Annotated in this window: 21 protein-coding genes; 18 read left to right on the forward strand and 3 right to left on the reverse strand. The window is 39.2% G+C overall.

Annotation, left to right across the window (positions count from 1 at the left end):
- Nucleotides 1-58 precede the first annotated feature (58 nt).
- Together pyrE and NMG88_RS08325 are read left to right on the forward strand one after the other, a co-directional pair.
- A complete protein-coding gene (pyrE, locus tag NMG88_RS08320) occupies nt 59-685 on the forward strand; it encodes an orotate phosphoribosyltransferase (protein ID WP_042153418.1) in 627 nt (208 codons plus the stop codon).
- A 56-nt stretch (nt 686-741) separates the two neighbouring features.
- Nucleotides 742-1,257 (forward strand): hypothetical protein, encoded by a 516-nt coding sequence (locus tag NMG88_RS08325; RefSeq protein ID WP_026788781.1) that lies wholly within the window; start codon nt 742-744, stop codon nt 1,255-1,257.
- A 183-nt stretch (nt 1,258-1,440) separates the two neighbouring features.
- Here NMG88_RS08325 and NMG88_RS08330 read toward each other — a convergent pair whose 3' ends face one another.
- Nucleotides 1,441-2,676: a M20 family metallopeptidase gene (locus NMG88_RS08330; RefSeq protein ID WP_227350413.1), complete on the reverse strand. Its 1,236-nt coding sequence runs from the start codon at nt 2,674-2,676 to the stop codon at nt 1,441-1,443.
- A 247-nt stretch (nt 2,677-2,923) separates the two neighbouring features.
- On the reverse strand, nt 2,924-3,604 hold the full coding sequence (gene bioD / locus NMG88_RS08335; RefSeq protein ID WP_042153424.1) for a dethiobiotin synthase: 681 nt from the start codon (nt 3,602-3,604) through the stop codon (nt 2,924-2,926).
- A gap of 121 nt (nt 3,605-3,725) precedes the next feature.
- On the opposite strand from bioD, the gene NMG88_RS08340 reads away from it, so the two are divergent.
- The 14 genes from NMG88_RS08340 (at nt 3,726) to NMG88_RS08400 (ending at nt 18,197) form a co-directional block, all read left to right on the forward strand.
- The gene (locus NMG88_RS08340; RefSeq protein WP_144390439.1) at nt 3,726-3,959 is read left to right on the forward strand and encodes a hypothetical protein; all 234 of its coding nucleotides are present in this window, start codon (nt 3,726-3,728) and stop codon (nt 3,957-3,959) included.
- A 151-nt stretch (nt 3,960-4,110) separates the two neighbouring features.
- Nucleotides 4,111-7,227: a DEAD/DEAH box helicase gene (locus NMG88_RS08345; protein ID WP_235765665.1), complete on the forward strand. Its 3,117-nt coding sequence runs from the start codon at nt 4,111-4,113 to the stop codon at nt 7,225-7,227.
- A 113-nt stretch (nt 7,228-7,340) separates the two neighbouring features.
- Nucleotides 7,341-8,165, forward strand: coding sequence for an SWIM zinc finger family protein (locus NMG88_RS08350; protein ID WP_227350415.1), 825 nt, complete (start codon nt 7,341-7,343; stop codon nt 8,163-8,165).
- A gap of 140 nt (nt 8,166-8,305) precedes the next feature.
- Nucleotides 8,306-9,622 (forward strand): homoserine dehydrogenase, encoded by a 1,317-nt coding sequence (locus NMG88_RS08355; protein ID WP_235751281.1) that lies wholly within the window; start codon nt 8,306-8,308, stop codon nt 9,620-9,622.
- A 231-nt stretch (nt 9,623-9,853) separates the two neighbouring features.
- Nucleotides 9,854-11,215, forward strand: coding sequence for a folate/biopterin family MFS transporter (locus NMG88_RS08360; protein ID WP_264477041.1), 1,362 nt, complete (start codon nt 9,854-9,856; stop codon nt 11,213-11,215).
- Between the two features lie 10 nt (nt 11,216-11,225).
- Nucleotides 11,226-12,704: a carotenoid oxygenase family protein gene (locus NMG88_RS08365; RefSeq protein ID WP_227382466.1), complete on the forward strand. Its 1,479-nt coding sequence runs from the start codon at nt 11,226-11,228 to the stop codon at nt 12,702-12,704.
- Between the two features lie 101 nt (nt 12,705-12,805).
- Nucleotides 12,806-13,834: a glycosyltransferase family 2 protein gene (locus NMG88_RS08370; RefSeq protein ID WP_042153433.1), complete on the forward strand. Its 1,029-nt coding sequence runs from the start codon at nt 12,806-12,808 to the stop codon at nt 13,832-13,834.
- A 4-nt stretch (nt 13,835-13,838) separates the two neighbouring features.
- On the forward strand, nt 13,839-14,627 hold the full coding sequence (locus NMG88_RS08375) for an ABC transporter permease (protein WP_027254313.1): 789 nt from the start codon (nt 13,839-13,841) through the stop codon (nt 14,625-14,627).
- A gap of 102 nt (nt 14,628-14,729) precedes the next feature.
- A complete protein-coding gene (gloA, locus tag NMG88_RS08380; protein WP_026788770.1) occupies nt 14,730-15,164 on the forward strand; it encodes a lactoylglutathione lyase in 435 nt (144 codons plus the stop codon).
- A gap of 206 nt (nt 15,165-15,370) precedes the next feature.
- Entirely contained in the window at nt 15,371-15,505 is a 135-nt protein-coding gene (locus NMG88_RS08385; RefSeq protein ID WP_235751282.1) for a DUF202 domain-containing protein, read from the forward strand.
- A gap of 38 nt (nt 15,506-15,543) precedes the next feature.
- On the forward strand, nt 15,544-16,128 hold the full coding sequence (locus NMG88_RS08390; RefSeq protein ID WP_042153439.1) for a Uma2 family endonuclease: 585 nt from the start codon (nt 15,544-15,546) through the stop codon (nt 16,126-16,128).
- A gap of 110 nt (nt 16,129-16,238) precedes the next feature.
- Nucleotides 16,239-16,364 carry a hypothetical protein gene (locus NMG88_RS22475; RefSeq protein WP_264477042.1) on the forward strand — a complete coding sequence of 42 codons (126 nt, stop codon included), beginning with the start codon at nt 16,239-16,241 and terminating at the stop codon, nt 16,362-16,364.
- A 54-nt stretch (nt 16,365-16,418) separates the two neighbouring features.
- Entirely contained in the window at nt 16,419-17,921 is a 1,503-nt protein-coding gene (locus tag NMG88_RS08395) for an arylsulfatase (RefSeq protein WP_254035313.1), read from the forward strand.
- Between the two features lie 15 nt (nt 17,922-17,936).
- The gene (locus NMG88_RS08400) at nt 17,937-18,197 is read left to right on the forward strand and encodes a hypothetical protein (RefSeq protein ID WP_043938854.1); all 261 of its coding nucleotides are present in this window, start codon (nt 17,937-17,939) and stop codon (nt 18,195-18,197) included.
- Between the two features lie 436 nt (nt 18,198-18,633).
- Here the strand turns inward: NMG88_RS08400 and NMG88_RS08405 are convergent, their stop codons facing one another.
- Entirely contained in the window at nt 18,634-18,771 is a 138-nt protein-coding gene (locus NMG88_RS08405) for a hypothetical protein (protein ID WP_158442140.1), read from the reverse strand.
- A 342-nt stretch (nt 18,772-19,113) separates the two neighbouring features.
- On the opposite strand from NMG88_RS08405, the gene NMG88_RS08410 reads away from it, so the two are divergent.
- Together NMG88_RS08410 and NMG88_RS08415 are read left to right on the forward strand one after the other, a co-directional pair.
- Nucleotides 19,114-19,815, forward strand: coding sequence for a V4R domain-containing protein (locus tag NMG88_RS08410; RefSeq protein WP_254035314.1), 702 nt, complete (start codon nt 19,114-19,116; stop codon nt 19,813-19,815).
- Nucleotides 19,812-20,078 (forward strand): hypothetical protein, encoded by a 267-nt coding sequence (locus NMG88_RS08415; protein WP_026788758.1) that lies wholly within the window; start codon nt 19,812-19,814, stop codon nt 20,076-20,078. The genes NMG88_RS08410 and NMG88_RS08415 overlap by 4 nt, the downstream gene beginning before the upstream one ends.
- The last annotated feature ends 123 nt before the right edge of the window (nt 20,079-20,201 follow it).

Consider the following 20,201-nt stretch of genomic DNA (forward strand, 5'->3'; position numbering starts at 1 on the left):
AAATTCATCAATTTCTATAGTAAACTAAGAAAATGCACTCAATCCCGTCTAATCATCAATGGATCAACATCAACATCCGGTAATTCTGAATGAGTCTGTCGCCACAACGGACTTAGCAACCCTGCGCCATTGGCTACTGGATTTATTTTGTCAACTCGCCTATAAAGAAGGAGATTTTGTACTTTCTTCCGGTCAACAGAGTTCCTACTATATTAATGGTAAACAAGTCACTTTGCATCCCCATGGAGCTTTGGCTATTGGCCGTTTATTATTAGCAATGTTACCCGAAGATACCCAAGCGGTGGCCGGATTAACCCTCGGTGCTGACCCGATGGTTTCGGCGGTGAGTGTGGTTTCTGCCTATCAAAATCGGCCAGTTTTTGCCTTAATTGTTCGCAAGGAAGCCAAAGGACATGGAACCCAGGCCTATATTGAGGGGCCAACTTTACCCCCTGACGCCCAGGTGGTAGTCCTTGAGGATGTGGTGACTACGGGACAATCGGCAATGAAAGCGGTCAAACGCCTACAGGATGCGGGATATCAGGCCCATCATATTATCGCTTTAGTAGACAGACAACAGGGGGGCGGGGAACTCTATCAGCAGGAAGGCTTAGAATTTCAGAGTCTATTTACGATAGATGATTTAAAAGCCCATAATGCCAGTAACAATTGTGCCAAAGTATGATATCCTCCTGAGTATTTTCAATTTTGCGACATACCATCCCTTCCCAAAAATTATCGATGAACAGCAAACATTTTATCTTGCCTGGATTTGCGCTTTTGTTGGGTACAGTGTTCCTGGGGACTGCGGTTGCTAGGGAACTCACCGCAGATGAGAAAACAGTCGTTTGTAAACTCAAAGAAGTAGTTAAGGATGCGGGGAGAGACGGTTTTGAATTGGCATTTTGGCCGATTGTCCGTAAGGGGCCAGCGAAGGCGAATGCTCCTCTAACCATTAGACTTGATCCTGCGATAGAATATTTATTTGTTGGCTATTGTGACGAAAATTGTACCGATGTAAATTTAAGTATTAAAACCCTGGATGGGAAGGTTTTACAATCAGAAAAAGATACTTTATCTGTGATGCCATTTAAACCTCCGGCTGCTAATATTTATGAACTTAATCTTAATATGACCAGTTGTAGCCGCAAAGATGGATGTGTTTATGGAATTGGTATTTTAGCACCCAAAGGGGTCAAAGTTCCCTATGCTCCATCCTTACCCAAAGACCTTGCTAAATTTGAGTTTTGCCAATAATTCAGTTATAGCAGGGAACGCCGGATCTGGGAACGCCGGATCTGGGAACAGCCCCCCCAAACCCCCCGTGCACGGGGGGCTTAGGGGGAAAATACTTCACCGTCTGGGTTCTAAAATCCGTCTGGTATCCTAACTGCCTTGACGGTTGCTATATAAGTAGAGACGTGCCATGGCGCGTCTTTACTAGCTGTTAACTGTTAAATGATTACCAACGCAGAATTTTTCCACACAGCGCACAAACATTTCTACACCCATAGCTAAGACCGTTTCATCAAAATTAAAACGGGGATGATGATGGGGAAAATCTAAATTTTTATCCGCATTTGCCGAACCCAAAAAGAAATAACAACCCGGAACAGCTTGGAGAAAATAGGCAATATCTTCCGCCGCCATAGTTTGGCATTCTGGCACAAGTCCGGCGGGAGTTTCAACTAAAGTTTCCGCCACACTTTGTACCAACTCCGTAATCCGTTTATCATTAATCACCGGAGGATATAAAGAGGCATAATTAAGTTCATAACTCGCCCCATGACTTTGGCAAACCCCGGCAATAATTTGTTCAACTCGACTCCCAAAAAACCCTTTATAGCTAGGATTAAAATACCGCACTGTTCCCAACATTTTAGCACTATCCGCAATCACATTATCGGTATTTCCAGCATGAAGGGAACCCACACTAACAACGGCTGCATCTAAGGGATTAACATTCCGAGAAACAATGGTTTGTAGGGCTAAAACAATATGGGAGGCAACCACAATGGAATCAATAGTTTGATGGGGAATTGCCCCATGTCCGCCCTTTCCATAAATTGTACATTGAAATTTTTCTACGGCCGCCATTAACGCCCCGCTACGGACTCCAATAGTTCCTAAAGGTAAATTATTCCATAGGTGTAATCCAATTAAACCATCCACATTAGGGTTCTTTAAAACCCCCGCTTCAATCATCGGTTTAGCACCCCCTGGCCCTTCTTCGGCGGGTTGAAAAATAATTTTAACTAACCCTTGAAAACTATGGCGATGATGGGCTAAATAATAGGCAGTTCCTAAAGCAATCGCCGTATGACCATCATGGCCGCAGGCGTGCATAATTCCCTGATGTTGAGATTTATAAGAAACATCATTTTCTTCTTGAATTGGTAAGGCGTCTAAATCGGCACGAATCGCTAAAACTGGCCCGGGTTTTCCACTATCAATAATAGCCACAATTCCGGTTTTAGCAATTCCGGTTTCATGCTCAATTCCCCATTTTTTCAGTTTTTCGGCAACAAATTCCGCCGTTAAGGTTTCCTTAAATCCCAATTCAGGATACTGATGTAAGTGGCGACGCCATTCGATTAACTGCGGCTGTAAGTTACGGATATCTAGTCGCAGTTGTGAGTTATTGACTGAATTTAAGCTGGGAATTGTAGAAACCATCGGTATACAGAAAATCTGAAAAATCTATTTAAGGATCTAAAATTAATTGTAACATTATTTTAATGTTTGTAGGGGCGGGTTCCGAATTAATCTTTATAACTTTACGAATAACCTACCTCAACTCTCCCCAACTATTACCCAATAAAATTCCAGATTAACTGAAAATCAATGCTGAGTTTGGGCGGGTTTTTCAGATTATTTGTGCTGAACATAAATTATTACAGAACCCGCCCCTACATCTTTGTGATTAATTAAAAATAGTTTCTATGTCTAAATTTGCAGCAATTTGAGTCAGTTTTTCTCGATCCGTTGGTGTATCAAGATGGGGTAAAATTCCTAAAATTGGAATTTGGGTTAAAGATTCTATCAGATTGGTAGGAGTCCAATTTTCAATATCCTGCTCTGAAATAGGTTCGACACAATTTAAGACTAAACCTTTCAGAAATACCCCCGTTTGTCGAGCTAAAGCCACATTAGCCACCCCCTGAGCGATCGCACCTAAACGAACCGGAACCACTAAAATAGTCGGTAAATGCCAATCCCGTGCCAAATCAGCAACTATTAATTCATTCGTCACCGGAGAACCCAACCCCCCCAACCCTTCTATTAATACAAAATCCAGACGCTCTTGCAACTGACAGAAATGCGACCAAACTAACTTTAAATCGACTATTTTTCCTTCCATTTCGGCTGCAATTGGAGGAGCAAGAGGGGCTTTAAAATGCAAAGGATTAATGTCTTCAATCGACTGACCTAAATCAAAAAGTTGAGTATACAATTCCCGATCGCCCTCTCCCGTTTGAATCGGTTTAAATACCCCTAAAGTTCGAGACAAATAATAGGTTTGCCAATAGGAAATTAACGCCGTTGTTAACACTGTTTTCCCCACATTTGTATCCGTTCCAGCAATCAATAAAGTCCTGTTCATAACTCTCACCAGTAACCAGTCAATAAATAAAATATTACACAGTTATAATTTTACCATAACAATCTTATGTGGCTGTAATAATACGAGCAAGACCTATGCCACTTATGCGTTATTTGGCTTTTTGTCTATTTGGCAACGGATGTTTTCGATTGAAATCAGTGATGACAAGATTGATCAACTCCTCGCTGATGGGGTCATTCATCTTGATATACAAGAATATGTTAAACAGTCTGAGCAGATTATTATTAAAGCTTGTCAAGAATATACTCAACAATTACCTAAGATTTTTGCAACATCAACTGAACGTTTTAAAAAAACCGAGTTTCAAGTAGAAGATGAAAGCGGGTCAACTTAAATTCAATCACTTGATCTAAAAATAAGAGAATGAAATACTCCTCAAAAATCTTCAATAGTTTTGATTCTTAATTAAATCTCTAATTTTTAAATTATGTTTTAATGAATCAAGACAGAATATAATCAATACAGCACAGTTACAGGTTGACTAGATGGCAATTTTACATGGAAGTTGGTGCATGACGTCGAAGGGGTGTTTTTTCCTTTGGGCAGAAACCTGGCGGCGAGTCCCGTCGGAGTCCTTTTATTCAGAAGCAATTTTTCCCTATCCTTTTGCTTTAAATGATACAGAATTATTGACTCAACCCTTATTAAAAAATATTGGGTTATCAAATATTCTATCCCAACAAATTATAGCGTTACCAACAGATATTTCTGAATCTGGAGACCTGACTCCGATTTATTCTGCTACAACTAATATTCCTAAATCCTATCTTTATCCTTGGCAAATTACGGGAATTTCTCTTAATCCTAAACAAGCGTTTCAATTTTTACAATTCCTACCCTTGAATACCGTTATAACATCTGATTCTGACCTGGGAGAGGATCTACGTTTTTGGTCACATATTGCTCGTTGGAGTTTGGATTTATTAGCTAGATCTAAATTTTTACCTGGATTAATTCAACAATCTGATCAAACTATTATATCTCAATGGCAACCGCTTCTTGATAGTGCTATTGATCAAGCTCGATTATTGCGTTTTGCCCAACAAATGCCAAGGGTTTGTCAAGTGTATCAGGAGTTAATAGCAGGTGATAGTTTAGCGATTAATTTGCCCCTATCTGCTCAGGATATTATTATTAATTTTTTATCGGTAATGATTGATCAACAGGTGAGAAATGTAGCCAAGGAAGTTAATAAAAAAGCGATTGTATCACTTCCAATTTGGCAGAAATGGTTACAAAGTTTAGGAGAACAGGAAAATACTATTAATGCCGAATTAACAGAAATAGAATCCCTAGAAACCGCTTTAAAAAATTGGACTGCTCCCCTACAATATTCTTTATCTGAACCCAATCTATTTGCGACGGCTTTTCATTTACATCCTCCCACAGAATATAATCCTAATTGGCAATTAGAATATTGTCTACAAGCTATTGATCAACCTGAATTTATTGTTAATTCTAATATTGTTTGGAATCATCCCGTTGACTCGTTTAATTATCGAGGGAGAACGATTAAACATCCCCAGGAAACCCTGTTAAAAGGCTTAGGATTGGCTTCAAAATTATATCCGGTAATTGAAACCAGTTTACAGCAAGCACGCCCCCAAAGCTGTAGTTTAAATCCTTTACAAGCTTATCAATTCTTGAAAAGCTATGCTTGGCGTTTTACTGATAGTGGTTTAGGGGTAATATTACCTCCCAGTTTAGCAAATCGAGAGGGGTGGGCGAGTCGATTAGGATTAAGTATTAAAGCAGAAACGCCTAAATTAAAAACCAATGAAAGATTAGGATTAAAAAGTTTATTTAACTTTAAATGGCAATTATCAATTGGTGGTCAAACCATGACTAAAGCGGAATTTGATCGCTTAGTTGCTAAGGAAAGTCCGTTAGTAGAAATTAATGGGGAATGGGTGGAGTTACGGGAATCGGATATTAGATCGGCAAAGATATTTTTTAGTCAAAGAAAAGATGAAATGACTCTTTCTTTAGAAGATGCGTTAAGGTTATCAACGGGAGATACTCAAATGATTGAAAAATTACCCGTTGTTAACTTTGAAGCGGGAGGAAAATTACAGGAATTATTGAATACTTTAACCAATAATCGTAACTTAGAACCGATTCCAAATCCTAAAGATTTTCAAGGGGAATTACGACCCTATCAAGCTAGAGGTGCAGGTTGGTTGTCTTTCCTAGAAAAATGGGGTTTAGGAGCTTGTTTAGCTGATGATATGGGCTTGGGAAAAACCATAGAATTTATTGCTTTTTTACTGCATTTAAAAGAACAAAATAGTTTAGAAAATCCGGTTTTATTGGTTTGTCCAACATCGGTTTTAGGGAATTGGGAACGGGAGGTTAAAAAGTTTAGTCCGACCTTAAAAGTTATGGTTCATCATGGCGATAAACGCGCCAAAGGTAAAAATTTTGCTAAAATAATTCAAGATAAAAATTTAGTGATTACCAGTTATCCCTTAACCTTCCGAGACGAGAAAGAATTGCAAGGGGTAACTTGGCAAGGATTGGTATTAGATGAAGCTCAAAATATTAAAAATCCCGATGCTAAACAATCCAAAACTGTTAGAAATATTAACGCATCTTTCAAAATAGCATTAACAGGAACTCCGGTAGAAAATCGCCTCTCGGAATTGTGGTCAATTATGGATTTTTTAAATCCAGGGTATTTAGGACAACGGCTATTTTTTCAACGACGGTTTGCTATTCCCATTGAAAAATATGGGGATACGGACTCTTTAAAGATTTTGCGATCGCTTGTTCAACCTTTTATTTTACGTCGGTTAAAAACCGATAAGGATATTATTCAAGATTTACCCGAAAAACAGGAAAATATAGTATTTTGTCTATTAACAACTGAACAAGCAACCCTATATCAAAAGATTGTCGATGACTCCTTAGCAAAAATTGATGATGCGGAAGGAATTCAACGTCGAGGGATGATTTTAGCTCTATTAGTAAAACTTAAACAACTCTGCAACCATCCAGTTTTAATCGAAGCTAAAGTTAAAAATAGTAAAAAATCAGATATAATTAAGACCCAATATTCGGGAAAATTACAACGTTTGACGGAAATGTTAGATGAGGTTTTAGCCGAAGGAGATCGGGCTTTAATTTTTACTCAATTTGCTGAATGGGGAAAAGTATTACAACCCTATTTAGAAGATTATTTCAACCGAGAAATATTATTTTTATATGGAAGTACCTCAAAAAATAAACGGGAAGAAATGATTGATCGGTTTCAAAATGATCCCCAAGCTCCACCGATTATGATATTATCGTTAAAAGCTGGAGGAGTAGGTTTGAATTTAACCCGGGCGAATCATGTTTTCCACTTTGACCGATGGTGGAATCCAGCAGTGGAAAATCAAGCGACAGATCGAGTTTTTAGAATTGGTCAAACCCGAAATGTACAAGTACATAAGTTTGTTTGTACAGGAACTTTAGAAGAAAAAATCCATGATTTAATTGAAAGTAAAAAAGCGTTAGCGGAACAGGTTGTCAGTGCGGGAGAAGATTGGTTAACAGCTTTAGATACCGATCAACTCAGAAATCTATTAATATTAGATCGGGACTCAATTATTGACGAATAAATTCCGTTGTAGCACCGTTGTTGCGCTGAAGCGCATCTTATCTTATAACAATTATTTGCGCTAAAGCGCAACAACTATCTGCGCTAAAGCGCAACAACTAGAAGGAGGACAAAATGAGTCAGGAATGGTGGTCACAACAATGGTTAGATTTATTGGACAAATATCGGTTCAAAAAACGCTTGGAACGAGCCAGAAATTACGCTAGAGAAGGTAATGTTTTAAAGATTGAATTTAAAGATCAAAAAGTTTTAGCACAGGTTCAGGGGACTCAAATCGAACCTTATACCGTTTCCTTGTGGTTGGATATATTTAGTGATGAAGAATGGAATTATATTATTACAACTCTATCACAACGGGCAATTTTTAGTGCTAAATTATTAGCGGGAGAAATGCCACAGGATATTGAGGATGTATTTGCCGCCAATGGGTTAAGATTATTTCCTTTTTCCCTAGAGAATGTTCATTCTGAATGTAGTTGTCCAGATCAAGCTAATCCCTGTAAACATATTGCCGCAGTTTATTATATGTTAGGCGATCGCTTTAGTGAAGATCCTTTTGTTTTGTTTCAACTTAGGGGAAAAAGTGCCGAACAAATTATTAATTCTTTACGACAGTTGCGAGGTCAAAGTCAAGATGAAATTAACGTTGCTACCTCGGAAGAAATCACTATAAAATCTAATCCTAATTCCTTGAAATTAGATCAATTTTGGAATTACTCTCAACAGCTAGATTCCGCTTTAGTTGTGATTACACCTCCTCCGAGTAGTGAAACGGTACTTGATATTTTAGGGGCAATAAATTTAGCTACAATAGGAATTAAATCTACAAATCGTTCTACGTTATCTGACATAGATATTGTGATGCAATATTTAGAAACAGTTTACAAAAATGTCAGCCAGCAAGCGGTTTTAGTAGCACTTAATCGGGAAAAAAATTAATTAATTAATCAACAAAATAGGGTAATTTAGTATCTGGTCTGTTAAAAAGAAGATCAATTAGGTGATCATATTCATCAAGATTGTCAACCTCTAATGTAAAAATGAGAAGTGTAGCCTTGCGTTAGGGATGGTTTAGAATCGTGGTTTTTAAAATTGGTTTATTAGGACTGGGAACAGTTGGAACCGGAGTGGTTGAAATTCTGTCCAACCCGGAGGGTCGTCATCCCTTGTTATCGGAATTAAGTTTGCATCGGGTGGGGGTGCGATCGCTTTCTAAACCCCGGAGTGTCAATATACCAGAAGATATGCTGACAACGGATTTAGAAACAATTGTGATTGATCCAGCCATTGATATTGTGGTGGAATTAATCGGGGGTTTGGAACCAGCGCGATCGCTAATTCTCCAAGCGATTGAAAATGGCAAGCATATTGTCACCGCCAATAAAGCCGTGATTTCCCGTTATGGGAGTGAAATTTTTGATGCGGCGAATAAAAAAGGGGTTTATGTGATGTTAGAAGCCGCCGTTGGGGGTGGGATTCCGGTGATTCAACCGTTAAAACAATCCTTGGGTGCGAATCGAATTCAAACAGTCACCGGAATTATTAATGGCACAACTAACTATATTTTGACCCGGATGAAAAATGAAGGGGCAGATTTCTCCGAAGTCTTAGCGGATGCTCAACGGTTAGGATATGCAGAAGCTGACCCCACCGCCGATATTGATGGCTTAGATGCGGGGGATAAAATTGCGATTCTGGCATCCCTAGCTTTTGGAGGCAGAATTAAGTTAGAACAGGTTTACTGTGAAGGAATTAGAAAGGTAACGGCGACGGATATCACCTATGCGGAAAAATTGGGATTTGTGATTAAGTTATTAGCGATCGCATCCCGCAGTCCCCAGGCGACTCCCGATCAGGATTTATTATCGGTTCGAGTTCATCCGACTTTAGTGACCTTATCCCATCCTTTAGCCAGTATTAATGATGTTTATAATGCCATTTTAGTTGAAGGGGAACCGATTGGACAGGTGATGTTTTTTGGCAGAGGAGCCGGATCGGGGCCTACGGCGAGTGCGGTAGTTTCTGATATTTTAAATATTGTTGCTGTTTTACAAATGCAAGAAGCAGAAGTTGTTAATCCGATTATTCCCCATGAAATGATGAATTGTACCCATCAACATTACTGTAAAATTGCGCCGATGGAGGATTTAGTCACCCGTTTTTATACTCGATTTCTAACCAAGGATTCTCCTGGGGTAATTGGAAAATTAGGAACTTGTTTTGGTCAGCATCATGTCAGTATAGAATCAATTGTACAAACGGGATTTCATGAAAATTTAGCAGAAATTGTTGTAGTTACCCATAATGTTTTGGAGGGTAATTTTAATCAAGCTTTAAGTGAAATTAAAGGTTTTGATGAAATTGACAGTATTCCTAGTATTTTAAGGGTACTGTAAATCAGTTATCAGTAAACAGTTATCAGTTATCAGTGCAAGGGTTATCAGTTATCACCGTAAAATTTATCGGTTGTCAGTTAACAGTAAAGAGATGACTGTTAACTGATGACTGTTAACTGATGACTGATGACTGATGACTGATGACTGATGACTGTTAACTGATTAGGAGTGTAGATCCGTAGGTTATGATAAATATATTCATATTTCTTAATTTTTGTTTACAAAATCCTGATGACTGCAACAAGCATCGCCAAAACCAAGCAATTCTTTAAGAAAACCATATTTTTTGACAACGAGCCAACCCCAGAACTGATAGCCATTTTACTGGTGTACTTTGTCCAGGGAATTTTAGGACTGGCCCGTTTAGGGGTGAGTTTTTTCCTCAAGGATGAACTGGGAATGAGTCCGGCGGAAGTGTCAATATTACTGGGAATTGTGGCGATTCCCTGGATTATTAAACCCCTATTTGGCTTTATTTCCGACGGTCTGCCGATTTTCGGTTATCGCCGTCGTCCCTATTTAATCCTATCAGGAATATTGGGGGCCTTATCCTGGGTGGCTATGGCCACAATTGTTCATACTCCTTTAGCCGCTACGGGGGCGATTGCCTTGAGTTCCCTTTCCGTGGCCATTGGCGATGTAATTGTCGATTCCTTAGTTGTTGAAAGAGCCCGTCACGAATCAATTAATAATATTGGTTCGCTGCAATCCGCTTCCTGGGGAGCGTCGGCTATTGGCGGATTAATTACCGCCTATTTAGGGGGGTTTTTATTAGAGCAATTTCCCCCGCAAACCATATTTTTAATTACAGCAACTTTTCCCTTAATTACTTCCATGGTGGCGGGATTAATTGCAGAAGAATTTCAGGGTCAACCCTCCAATTGGCAAACGGTTAAATCTCAAATTAAAAATCTGCGTCAAGCCATCACCCAAAAATCAATTTGGTTGCCTACAGCCTTTATTTTTCTTTGGCAAGCCACACCCACGGCTGATTCTGCATTTTTCTTTTTTACCACTAATGAATTAGGATTTCAACCCGAATTTTTAGGGCGAGTTCGTTTAGTTACAAGTATTGCCTCCTTACTCGGAATTTGGCTATTTCAAAGATTTTTTAAGTCCGTTCCCTTTCGGACAATCTTTTTTTGGTCAACAATTATTTCCACCTTATTAGGGATGACCATGTTACTATTAGTCACCCACACTAACCGAACCCTAGGAATTGATGATCATTGGTTTAGTTTGGGGGATAGTTTAATCCTAACCGTGATGGGACAAATTGCCTATATGCCTGTTTTGATATTAGCTGCTCGCCTCTGTCCTCCCGGGGTAGAAGCCACATTATTTGCCCTATTAATGTCGGTTTCTAATTTAGCAGGTTTAATTTCTTATCAATTAGGTGGTATCCTTACCTATTATTTAGGAATTACGGAAACCAATTTTGACCAATTATGGTTACTGGTAATGATTACTAACCTAAGTACCCTATTACCTATTCCCCTAATTCATTGGTTGCCCAATAGTAATGCAGAAATCGAACCTCCAATGGTCAGTATTCAACCCTCAGAACTTGATCAATTAACCGTAAATCCTTAATTAAGAGACAATGAAAAATATAATTTCTCAGCCAGAAAATTCCACAAAAACCTTATCCTATAGTACCCAAGATTGGGCAAAAGGATATCTTTCTCAACCCCATGAATACGACTATTGGATTGAAGATATTGAAGGAGAAATTCCGACTGAACTAGAAGGAACCCTCTATCGAAATGGCCCAGGCTTATTAGATATAAATGGACAAAATTTTCGTCATCCCTTTGATGGCGATGGCATGATTTCTGCGATTCGCTTTACCAAAGGTACGGCCCACTATTGTAATAAATTTGTCAAAACTCAAGGTTATTTAGAAGAACAAAAAGCCGGAAAAATTCTCTATCGTGGTGTATTTGGAACCCAAAAAGCTGGGGGATGGTTAGCAAATTTTATGGATTTAAAAATCAAAAATATTGCTAATACAAGTGTTATTTATTGGGCGGGAAAACTATTAGCATTATGGGAAGCTGCCCAACCCTATCATCTGGATGCAAATACCTTAGAAACCATTGGAATTGATAATTTAGAGGGAATTTTAGAACCCGGAGATGCCTTTTCAGCCCATCCTCGAATTGATCCTAATTGTGAATGGAATGGCGGTGAACCCTGTTTAGTCAATTTTTCGATTAAACCGATGTTATCAACCACCATTACAATTTATGAAATTTCTACTCAAGGAAAGTTACTCAGAAAACAGGTTCATTCTGTACCTGGATTTGCTTTTATTCACGATTTTGCTATTACTCCTAATTATTGTATTTTCTTCCAAAATCCAGTCCAGTTTAATCCCATTCCCTATTTATTGGGATTATCGGGTGCGGGAGAATGTATTAACTTTCAAACCAAAAAACCGACTAAAATTATTGTAATTCCCAGGGGTAAAAATGGCAAAATTCAATATTTTGAAATGCCCTTGGGATTTGTGTTTCATCATGCCAATGCTTATGAACAAGATGATACTATTTTTGTGGATTCTATTTGTTATAAATCCCTATCCCAAATTAGCCCAAATCAAGATTATCGAGAAACGGATTTTAGTCTATTAGATCCGGGACAATTATGGCGTTTTTCTTTAAATTTAACTACAAAAAAAGTAGAACGTCAACTGATTGAATCTCGCTGTTGTGAATTTCCGACTTTACATCCGAATTATGTCGGTAGACCCTATCGTTATTTATATTTAGCAGCCGCCCACGATGCCGAAATAAATGCCCCCTTACAGGCGATTTTGAAAGTAGATTTAAACACCAATCAGCGTCAATTATGGAGTGCAGCACCCGCAGGATTTGTCAGTGAACCTATATTTGTACCGCGTAAAAATGCGATCGCCGAAGATGATGGATGGGTGTTAACAGTAGTGTATGATTCCCAAAATCATCGTTCCGAGATTGTGATTTTGGATAGTCGTGATTTGAGCAAAGGTGCGATCGCTCGATTACACTTAAAACATCATATTCCCTACGGTTTGCATGGAAACTTTGTGAGCTTTTAATATTCAGCCTCCGACGATCCTAAAAACAACAATATAGGAGATCCCTAAATATGTTAGGCTAATAATAACAGAATTAGCAGACCATTAAGCGAGGCAGTCCGATGAAGTTTAGCATCGTGATTACAACCTATAACCGCATTGCTTTACTGAAACGGGCAATTGATTCCGCATTGAAACAAACAATTCCTTGTGAAGTTGTTGTTGCTGATGATGCTTCCTCTGATCAAACAGAAGACTATGTTCGTAGTTTATCTTCCTCCTTAATTCAACAGGGAGATCACCGTTTAGTTTATCATCGTAACCCCAGTAATCTCGGTCATTCTGCCACAATGAATGCTGGAGTTAGAGCCGCTTCTGGAGACTGGATTAAACCAGTAGATGATGATGATTATTTGGCTGTTAATTGCATTGAAGAAATGAGCAAAGCAATTAAAACTTATCAAAACAAAGTCAATCAAAATTCATCCTCCCAGGCGGTAATTTGTTCGGTGTCAGCAAGTCAAGTAGACCCGAATGGTAAAGAATTAGGTCGGACTCGTTTAACCGGCCCTGGCAAAGTTTATTATATTCCCCAGGAAGATATTCACTATGGAATGTTATTGGAACAAGTGCCATTTGGAACCCCGATTCAAGTTGCCTATTCCAAAGAAGCATTTATCAAATCCGGCGGCTGGGATTCGAGTTTAGATACTAATTGTGATGATATTGATTCTTGGATTAAAATTTCTCAATTTGGAGATGCAATTTTTATTAATCAGTGTTTAGCCTATCGTACAATTTGGCCAGGAGCTTTTAATCAAAAAATATCCCTAAAAAAGCGATTAGATACTAATATTTTAATTAAGGAAAAAATCTATAAATTGGTTAATCAAAAATATCAGATCCAACTCCCTAGACTTGAACATATTAGGGATTATCTGAAACTGCATTGGAGTCTGGTGGCATTAAAAAGAGCTAAAGTTAAAAACGCTATTTGTTTTTCCTCAAAATCTTTGTTTTCTGCTCAAGGCTGGAAATTATTAATATCCTCTCTTTTAAATAGAAGACAACAATGGTCAAAATTAAAACAAATGTTAAAAATAGATAAAACTTCAGAACTTTTCGTCAAAAAAATAATTTTAATTGAATAATATTATGAAACATATTTTAAAAATAGCTCGAACTTTCCTATCAACCTACTATGCTTATATGGTTGAATATCGAGCCGAATTATTTTTCTGGGTATTGTCTGGCTCCTTACCTTTTATTTTAATGGGAATTTGGATAAAAGCCTCCGAAACAGGTAATATTGGACTCACTTCTATTGAATTTGCTCGATATTTTTTGGCTGCTTTTATTGTCCGACAAAGTAATGTAGTTTGGGTAATTTGGGAGTTTGAAAAAGAAGTAATTCAAGGAAAACTTTCCCCTCGATTATTACAACCCATTGATCCAGTTTGGCATCATTTTCTTAGCCATATTGCCGAACGATTTGCCCGTTTTCCCTTTATTGTTGGGCTAATTCTTTTATTTTTTGCCCTCTATCCTGAATCTTTTTGGATACCCAGTTTAGGACAAACCTTATTATTTTTATTAGTATTAATTTTAGCTTTTATGCTACGGTTTATTATTCAATATACCTTTGCTTTATTGTCATTTTGGATAGAAAGAGCCAGTGCTATTGAAAAAATTTGGTATTTACCCTATATATTTTTATCAGGAATAATTGCCCCTTTAACAGTCTTTCCTCCCTTAATTCGGGAAATAACATTATGGACTCCCTTTCCCTACCTAATTTATTTTCCCGCTTCTATTATTGTGGGATTTCCCGTTGATTTATTTCGAGGTTTATTGATCATGTTCTTTTGGGGAATTTTGTTTTTAATTATCAACCGTTGGCTATGGAAACGGGGATTAAAACAATATTCAGGAATGGGCGCATAGTAGTGAGTCCTTTAGGACTCTCTTTCTATGAGAAAGCCCTAAAGGGCTTACTACGATTTAATGGGTTATATTAATATAAATACATCACCAAAAAAAACAACAATGAGACTACTTCACACAATGTTACGGGTGGGAAACCTAGACCATTCCTTAAAATTTTACTGTGATATTTTAGGAATGAAACTACTGCGCCAGAAAGACTATCCAGGGGGTGAATTTACCTTAGCCTTTGTCGGTTATGGTGATGAATCCGATCATAGCGTGATTGAGTTAACCTATAACTGGGGCGTCGAACAATATGAAATTGGTACAGGTTATGGTCATATAGCCCTCGGTGTTGATGATATTTACGCCACTTGTGAACAAATTAGAGCAGCAGGCGGTAAAATTACCCGTGAACCCGGCCCAATGAAACATGGAAACACTGTAATTGCCTTTGTGGAAGATCCCGATGGTTATAAAATCGAGTTAATTCAGTTAGGAACTCAGGGATCAAATTCCGAAAAAGAAACTACTGTTTCTGCTTCTAAAACATAATAAAACCCTACCCTAACCCTCCTCTTGGTAAGGGGAGGGGACAGGATTTTTAGTTAAGTTTTTGTTAAATTGCGATCGCGCATCTTTTATAGCTACAAATCATCACAAAAAGTAAGCTTTTAAAGTTATGCAATATCCTTTATTACTGATATTCAGAACCCCCTAAACATCTTTCTAATGATGAATTAGCCACAGATCGTACCGAAATGGCTAAATACCGCAGTCGAGCCGCCGCTGATCGCACCTTAATGGCTTGGATACGCACCTGTCTCTCGTTAATTGCTTTTGGTTTTGGTATTCCCACTATTGTTAGAACATCAGAATATCCGATAATATCTTAAAACTGCTATAAAATGTAAAATAATACCTTAGATTTGCCATGACTACCACCCAACTTAAATCCTTAAGTCTAGAATCTTTTCTTCAACAATATTATATTGATGAATCTCCTGCTTGGGAATATATTGATGGTAAAATCAGACAAAAACCAATGCCTCAAGGACAACATAGTAAACTACAATATAAATTCTGTGAAACGATCAACCAAATAGCAGAACCTTCTAAAATTGCTTATGCTTTGCCGGAACTCCGTTGTACTTTTGGCGGGCGTTCTGTTGTACCTGATATTGCTGTCTTTTTATGGAATAGAATACCCCTAACCCCAGAAGAAGAAATTGCTAATCAATTTGATTCTTTCCCTGACTGGACTATTGAGATTTTATCACCCAATCAAAAATTAACAAAAGTCATCGATAATATTCTGCATTGTTTAGAATATGGTTGTAAATTGGGATGGTTAATTGATCCAGATGAACGATCAATTTTTGTATTTCAACCCAATCAAATTTTGAAGAATTATAAGATTGATTCAGCAGAAAAGTTACCCATTTTAGAATCAATTGATATTAATTTAACGGTTTCTCAAATTTTTGGTTGGTTAAAACAGAAGCCGTTGATAGACTAATTCAGGGCAATTTGTTAGCCTTTTACTCATTAGATATCAATATTCTGGTCAGTATTGTTGTTATACACATTTTAGTAATTATGTCAATATATTAAGATTGCAAATTTCCTATGACATTACCTCTAAAATACCAGGATAATGTAGAAGTATTTCAGAATGGTGTTCAATTTATGGTGACAGGTTCAACCAATATCATTGTTGTTCAAATTGTGCCTGAAATTTTGAAACTCCGATAAAATTAAAGGCGATTACCATATCAATACAATTCTAGATCCAAGGAGCAACTAAAAATGACCGATAAAAAACCAAACATTGTCATCATTTGGGGTGATGATATTGGTCAATCCAACATCAGTTGTTATACTCACGGTTTGATGGGCTATAAAACCCCTAATATTGATCGGATTGCCAAAGAGGGGATGCTATTTACCGACTCCTACGCCGAGCAGAGTTGTACAGCCGGGCGCTCGGCATTTATCACAGGCCAATGTGTTTTTCGCACGGGCTTAAGTAAAGTCGGGATGCCTGGAGCTAATCTAGGAATGCGTGCTGAAGATCCGACTATTGCCGAACTCCTGAAGCCCTTGGGTTACGCCACCGGACAATTTGGCAAAAACCACCTGGGCGATAAAGACGAAATGCTGCCCACCAACCACGGCTTCGACGAATTTTTTGGTAATCTCTATCACCTCAACGCAGAAGAAGAACCGGAATTACGAGACTATCCCCCGGCCGCAGATTTTCCTAATTACAAGAAAATGTTTGGCCCGCGCGGTGTCCTCGACTGTAAAGCCAACCCAGACGGGACTCAAACCATTGTCGATACGGGTGCGCTGACCAAGAAGCGGATGGAAACCATTGATGATGAAGTGCTGGCCAAAGCCAAGGATTTTATCGATCGTCAGGTAAAGGCAGGTATTCCCTTCCTTCTCTGGTTTAATACGACCCACATGCACTTCCGTACCCATCCCAAGCCTGAGAGTGTAGGGCAGTCGGGACGCTGGCAGTCAGAATACCACGACGTTATGATTGACCATGACAAGTGCGTTGGGGAATTGCTCAATTATCTCGATGCCCTCGGTATCACGGATAATACTTTTGTCATGTATAGCACCGATAACGGCCCCCATATCAACTCCTGGCCCGATGCCGGGATGACCCCTTTTCGGAGTGAAAAGAATACTAACTGGGAAGGCGCATTCCGTGTACCAAAGTTGGTGCGCTGGCCTGGTGTGATTGAACCGGGTAGTATCTCGAATGAAATTGTCAGTCACATGGATTGGTTGCCAACTTTTGTGGCGATGGCAGGTGATCCAGATATTAAGGAAAAACTACTCACAGGCTATCAGGCGGGTAATAAAACCTTCAAGGTACATCTGGATGGCTATAACCTAGTGCCTTACCTAAAAGGCGAGGTGGAAAAAAGCCCACGACTGGAATATTTCTACTTCAGTGATGATGGCAACTTGATGGCACTGCGCTATGACCACTGGAAGACGGTTTTCATGGAACAACGGGTAACAGGTACTTGCCAGATTTGGGCAGAACCCTTTGTTGTGTTGCGGGTTCCAAAACTGTTCAATCTCCGTACCGATCCCTATGAGCGTGCAGATATTACCTCAAATACCTATTGGGATTGGATGTTTGATCACATTCCTTTAGTATTAGCAGCCCAGCCTATCGTTGCCAAATTTATCGCCACTTTCCAAGAGTTTCCCCCACGTCAAAAAGCAGCCAGTTTTACGGTTGATCAGGTGATGGAGAAAATTACCTCTGGTATTGCAAGTCGTTAATCAGCAAGAAAAATCATGATCAAAAAGCTGCTCGGTCTAGCATCTGCTCTCGAAATACTCACAGGTTTAGCCCTAATCATCGCTCCTTCGGATGTCGCTATGTTGTTGTTAGGGGATGGGGTTTCTGGTATCGGGACTGTGGTAGGTCGGGTAGCTGGCTTTGGTTTGTTTGCTTTGGGATTGGCTTGTCAACCGCGATCGCAAGATATTGACAGTTCTGATCAAGTAGTTTTGGGGATGCTCACCAAAAAACGAGCGAGAAGCCCCTGGCTTTAGACATGGGGAGGAAAGTGGCTGCGGTTTCAACCGCCTTCAATATTTCCTGATCTAACTGATTGAAAAGTTGAGTTAGAATAGATCGTAAGTAAAACAACCATCTGCGTGTTGAAACACTCTAGTATCGGAGAAATCCCGGCACAGTGAGCCACCACACTCCTTGAGGAGTAGTAAGCCTGTATAACTGACAAGTAATGGCAGAGTGTGAAGCGTACCTATCTGGCGTTGTGATGGTCTATGAAAACAAACACAATTTAAAAGTAAGCGCAATTGCAATATCTTTTATAAGGGTAGTTGTTTTGAGCGTGTAGAGGTGATTTGATAGCGCCTTTGAGAGTTTTCGGATTCATTCAAGAATCCCCGTGGCTTCAGCCCTGGGGAGTATCAACTACAATATCTTGATAGCAATCTACCTTATCCCCATTCAGCGACCATCCTAAAAAGGTGGCGTGGTGAGGAATCCCCGTCCGTTTACGGCGGGGTGGATGTCAACGTTTAATTGCTCAGAGGAAGTGGGTGAGCGATCGCCAACTTCCTCTTGATTTAATTTTTGAACATAAGGCGACTTAAACAAAAATCAATTCCAAAATCTGATACCCACTCCCCTCAAAAGTGGTGTTGATTTCCCTATCTGTCAGTGAGTTTCAAAAAATGTAGTGCTTCATGGCAAAGAATCGAGTTAAATTAGATACAACAGGTGCATTAATCAAATTGACTCAGAACCGCCGCCAGGAGAATTAATCCCCTATAACTTGAATTGACCGAAGAAAGGGGCAAGAGGTAAGAGGCAAAAGATGAAGTCTTTTCCCCCTATTCCCAGATCCGGTGTTCCCTGTTTCCTAGTATTTGTCAGTCCTAGGTTGAGAAATTTGACCCCAGTTTTAAACCCTGTCGATTAAAAAGGAGTATGCAGCTAATGGCTTCAAGCGCCGCCCCTCAACATCCTGTTGAGCATCAATCCAAACTCAAAATAAGTAATCCTAAAGCCCATAATCATTATCGATTTCAAGATTTTTTCAGCTTTGATCCGTCTATGGGTACGGTCACAGACTGGAATCAAATGCGAAATATCTTTACCAGTGAAGATTTTATCATCGGTTTGGTCGAAGGATTAGAGGAAGAAGTCGGTAGCGCCTCCTCGGTAATCATGTATACCATTGGCAAAGAATGGGGCGTTAAGGATGCTATCTTTTTCCAGCAGTGGTATGAGGCCGAATATGGCCAAAGTATTCGACAGTCTAACCTGATGTTTCTCTTAGAAACTTGGTGGTGGCCTTTTACTGCCCAAGGTTGGGGACGCTGGGAAGTGGACATGAGCGATCGCAAACATGGCTGTATCTTTATTAACCTATTTGACTCAGCCGTTGCCCGGACTTTAGGCGATGTGGGCAAACCCGTTTGTCATATCTATGCTGGATTATTTGCTGGATTTTTTAGTAATCTGGTTAAAAAAAGCCTAAGTTGTATCGAACTGCAATGTTATTCCATGGGAGAAACCTATTGTAAGTTTCTTTTGGGAAACCCAGACCGGATTGATGCTGCGGGTTTTTGGCTGAATGAAGGAGCCACCGCCAGGGATATTCAGCGAAAATTACAGGATGGAGCGGTCTTGCGATGAATAATCCCCCGGGTTGGCTCAGTGAATCTGTTCAAGACTTTTTCAGTAATCTTAACTGGTTAGGTACACCCGCGAGGGTAGAAAAGAGTCATCCGACTACTTCATCACAGTCCAATTTAACCCTATCCGTCGCTGATTTTTTTCAACGGATTGATTGGGAAGGAGTTCCCCAGGTCGGAGTTATGCCGATTATACCTGCTGCTGCTTCTAATACCCCGGATCAACTTGATGTTACCATCGACGATTTAATGGGTTTATTTTAACAGGTAATGGGTAATGGGTAAAGAAACAGGCAATGGGTAGTAGGTAATCGGCAATAGGTAAACAATCAATTCTTAAACCCATTACCCATTACTCATTACCCATTACTCAATTCTTACACTGAT

Origin of the sequence: Planktothrix agardhii (genome assembly GCF_904830935.1) — a bacterium.
In the GTDB taxonomy this organism is placed as follows: domain Bacteria; phylum Cyanobacteriota; class Cyanobacteriia; order Cyanobacteriales; family Microcoleaceae; genus Planktothrix; species Planktothrix agardhii.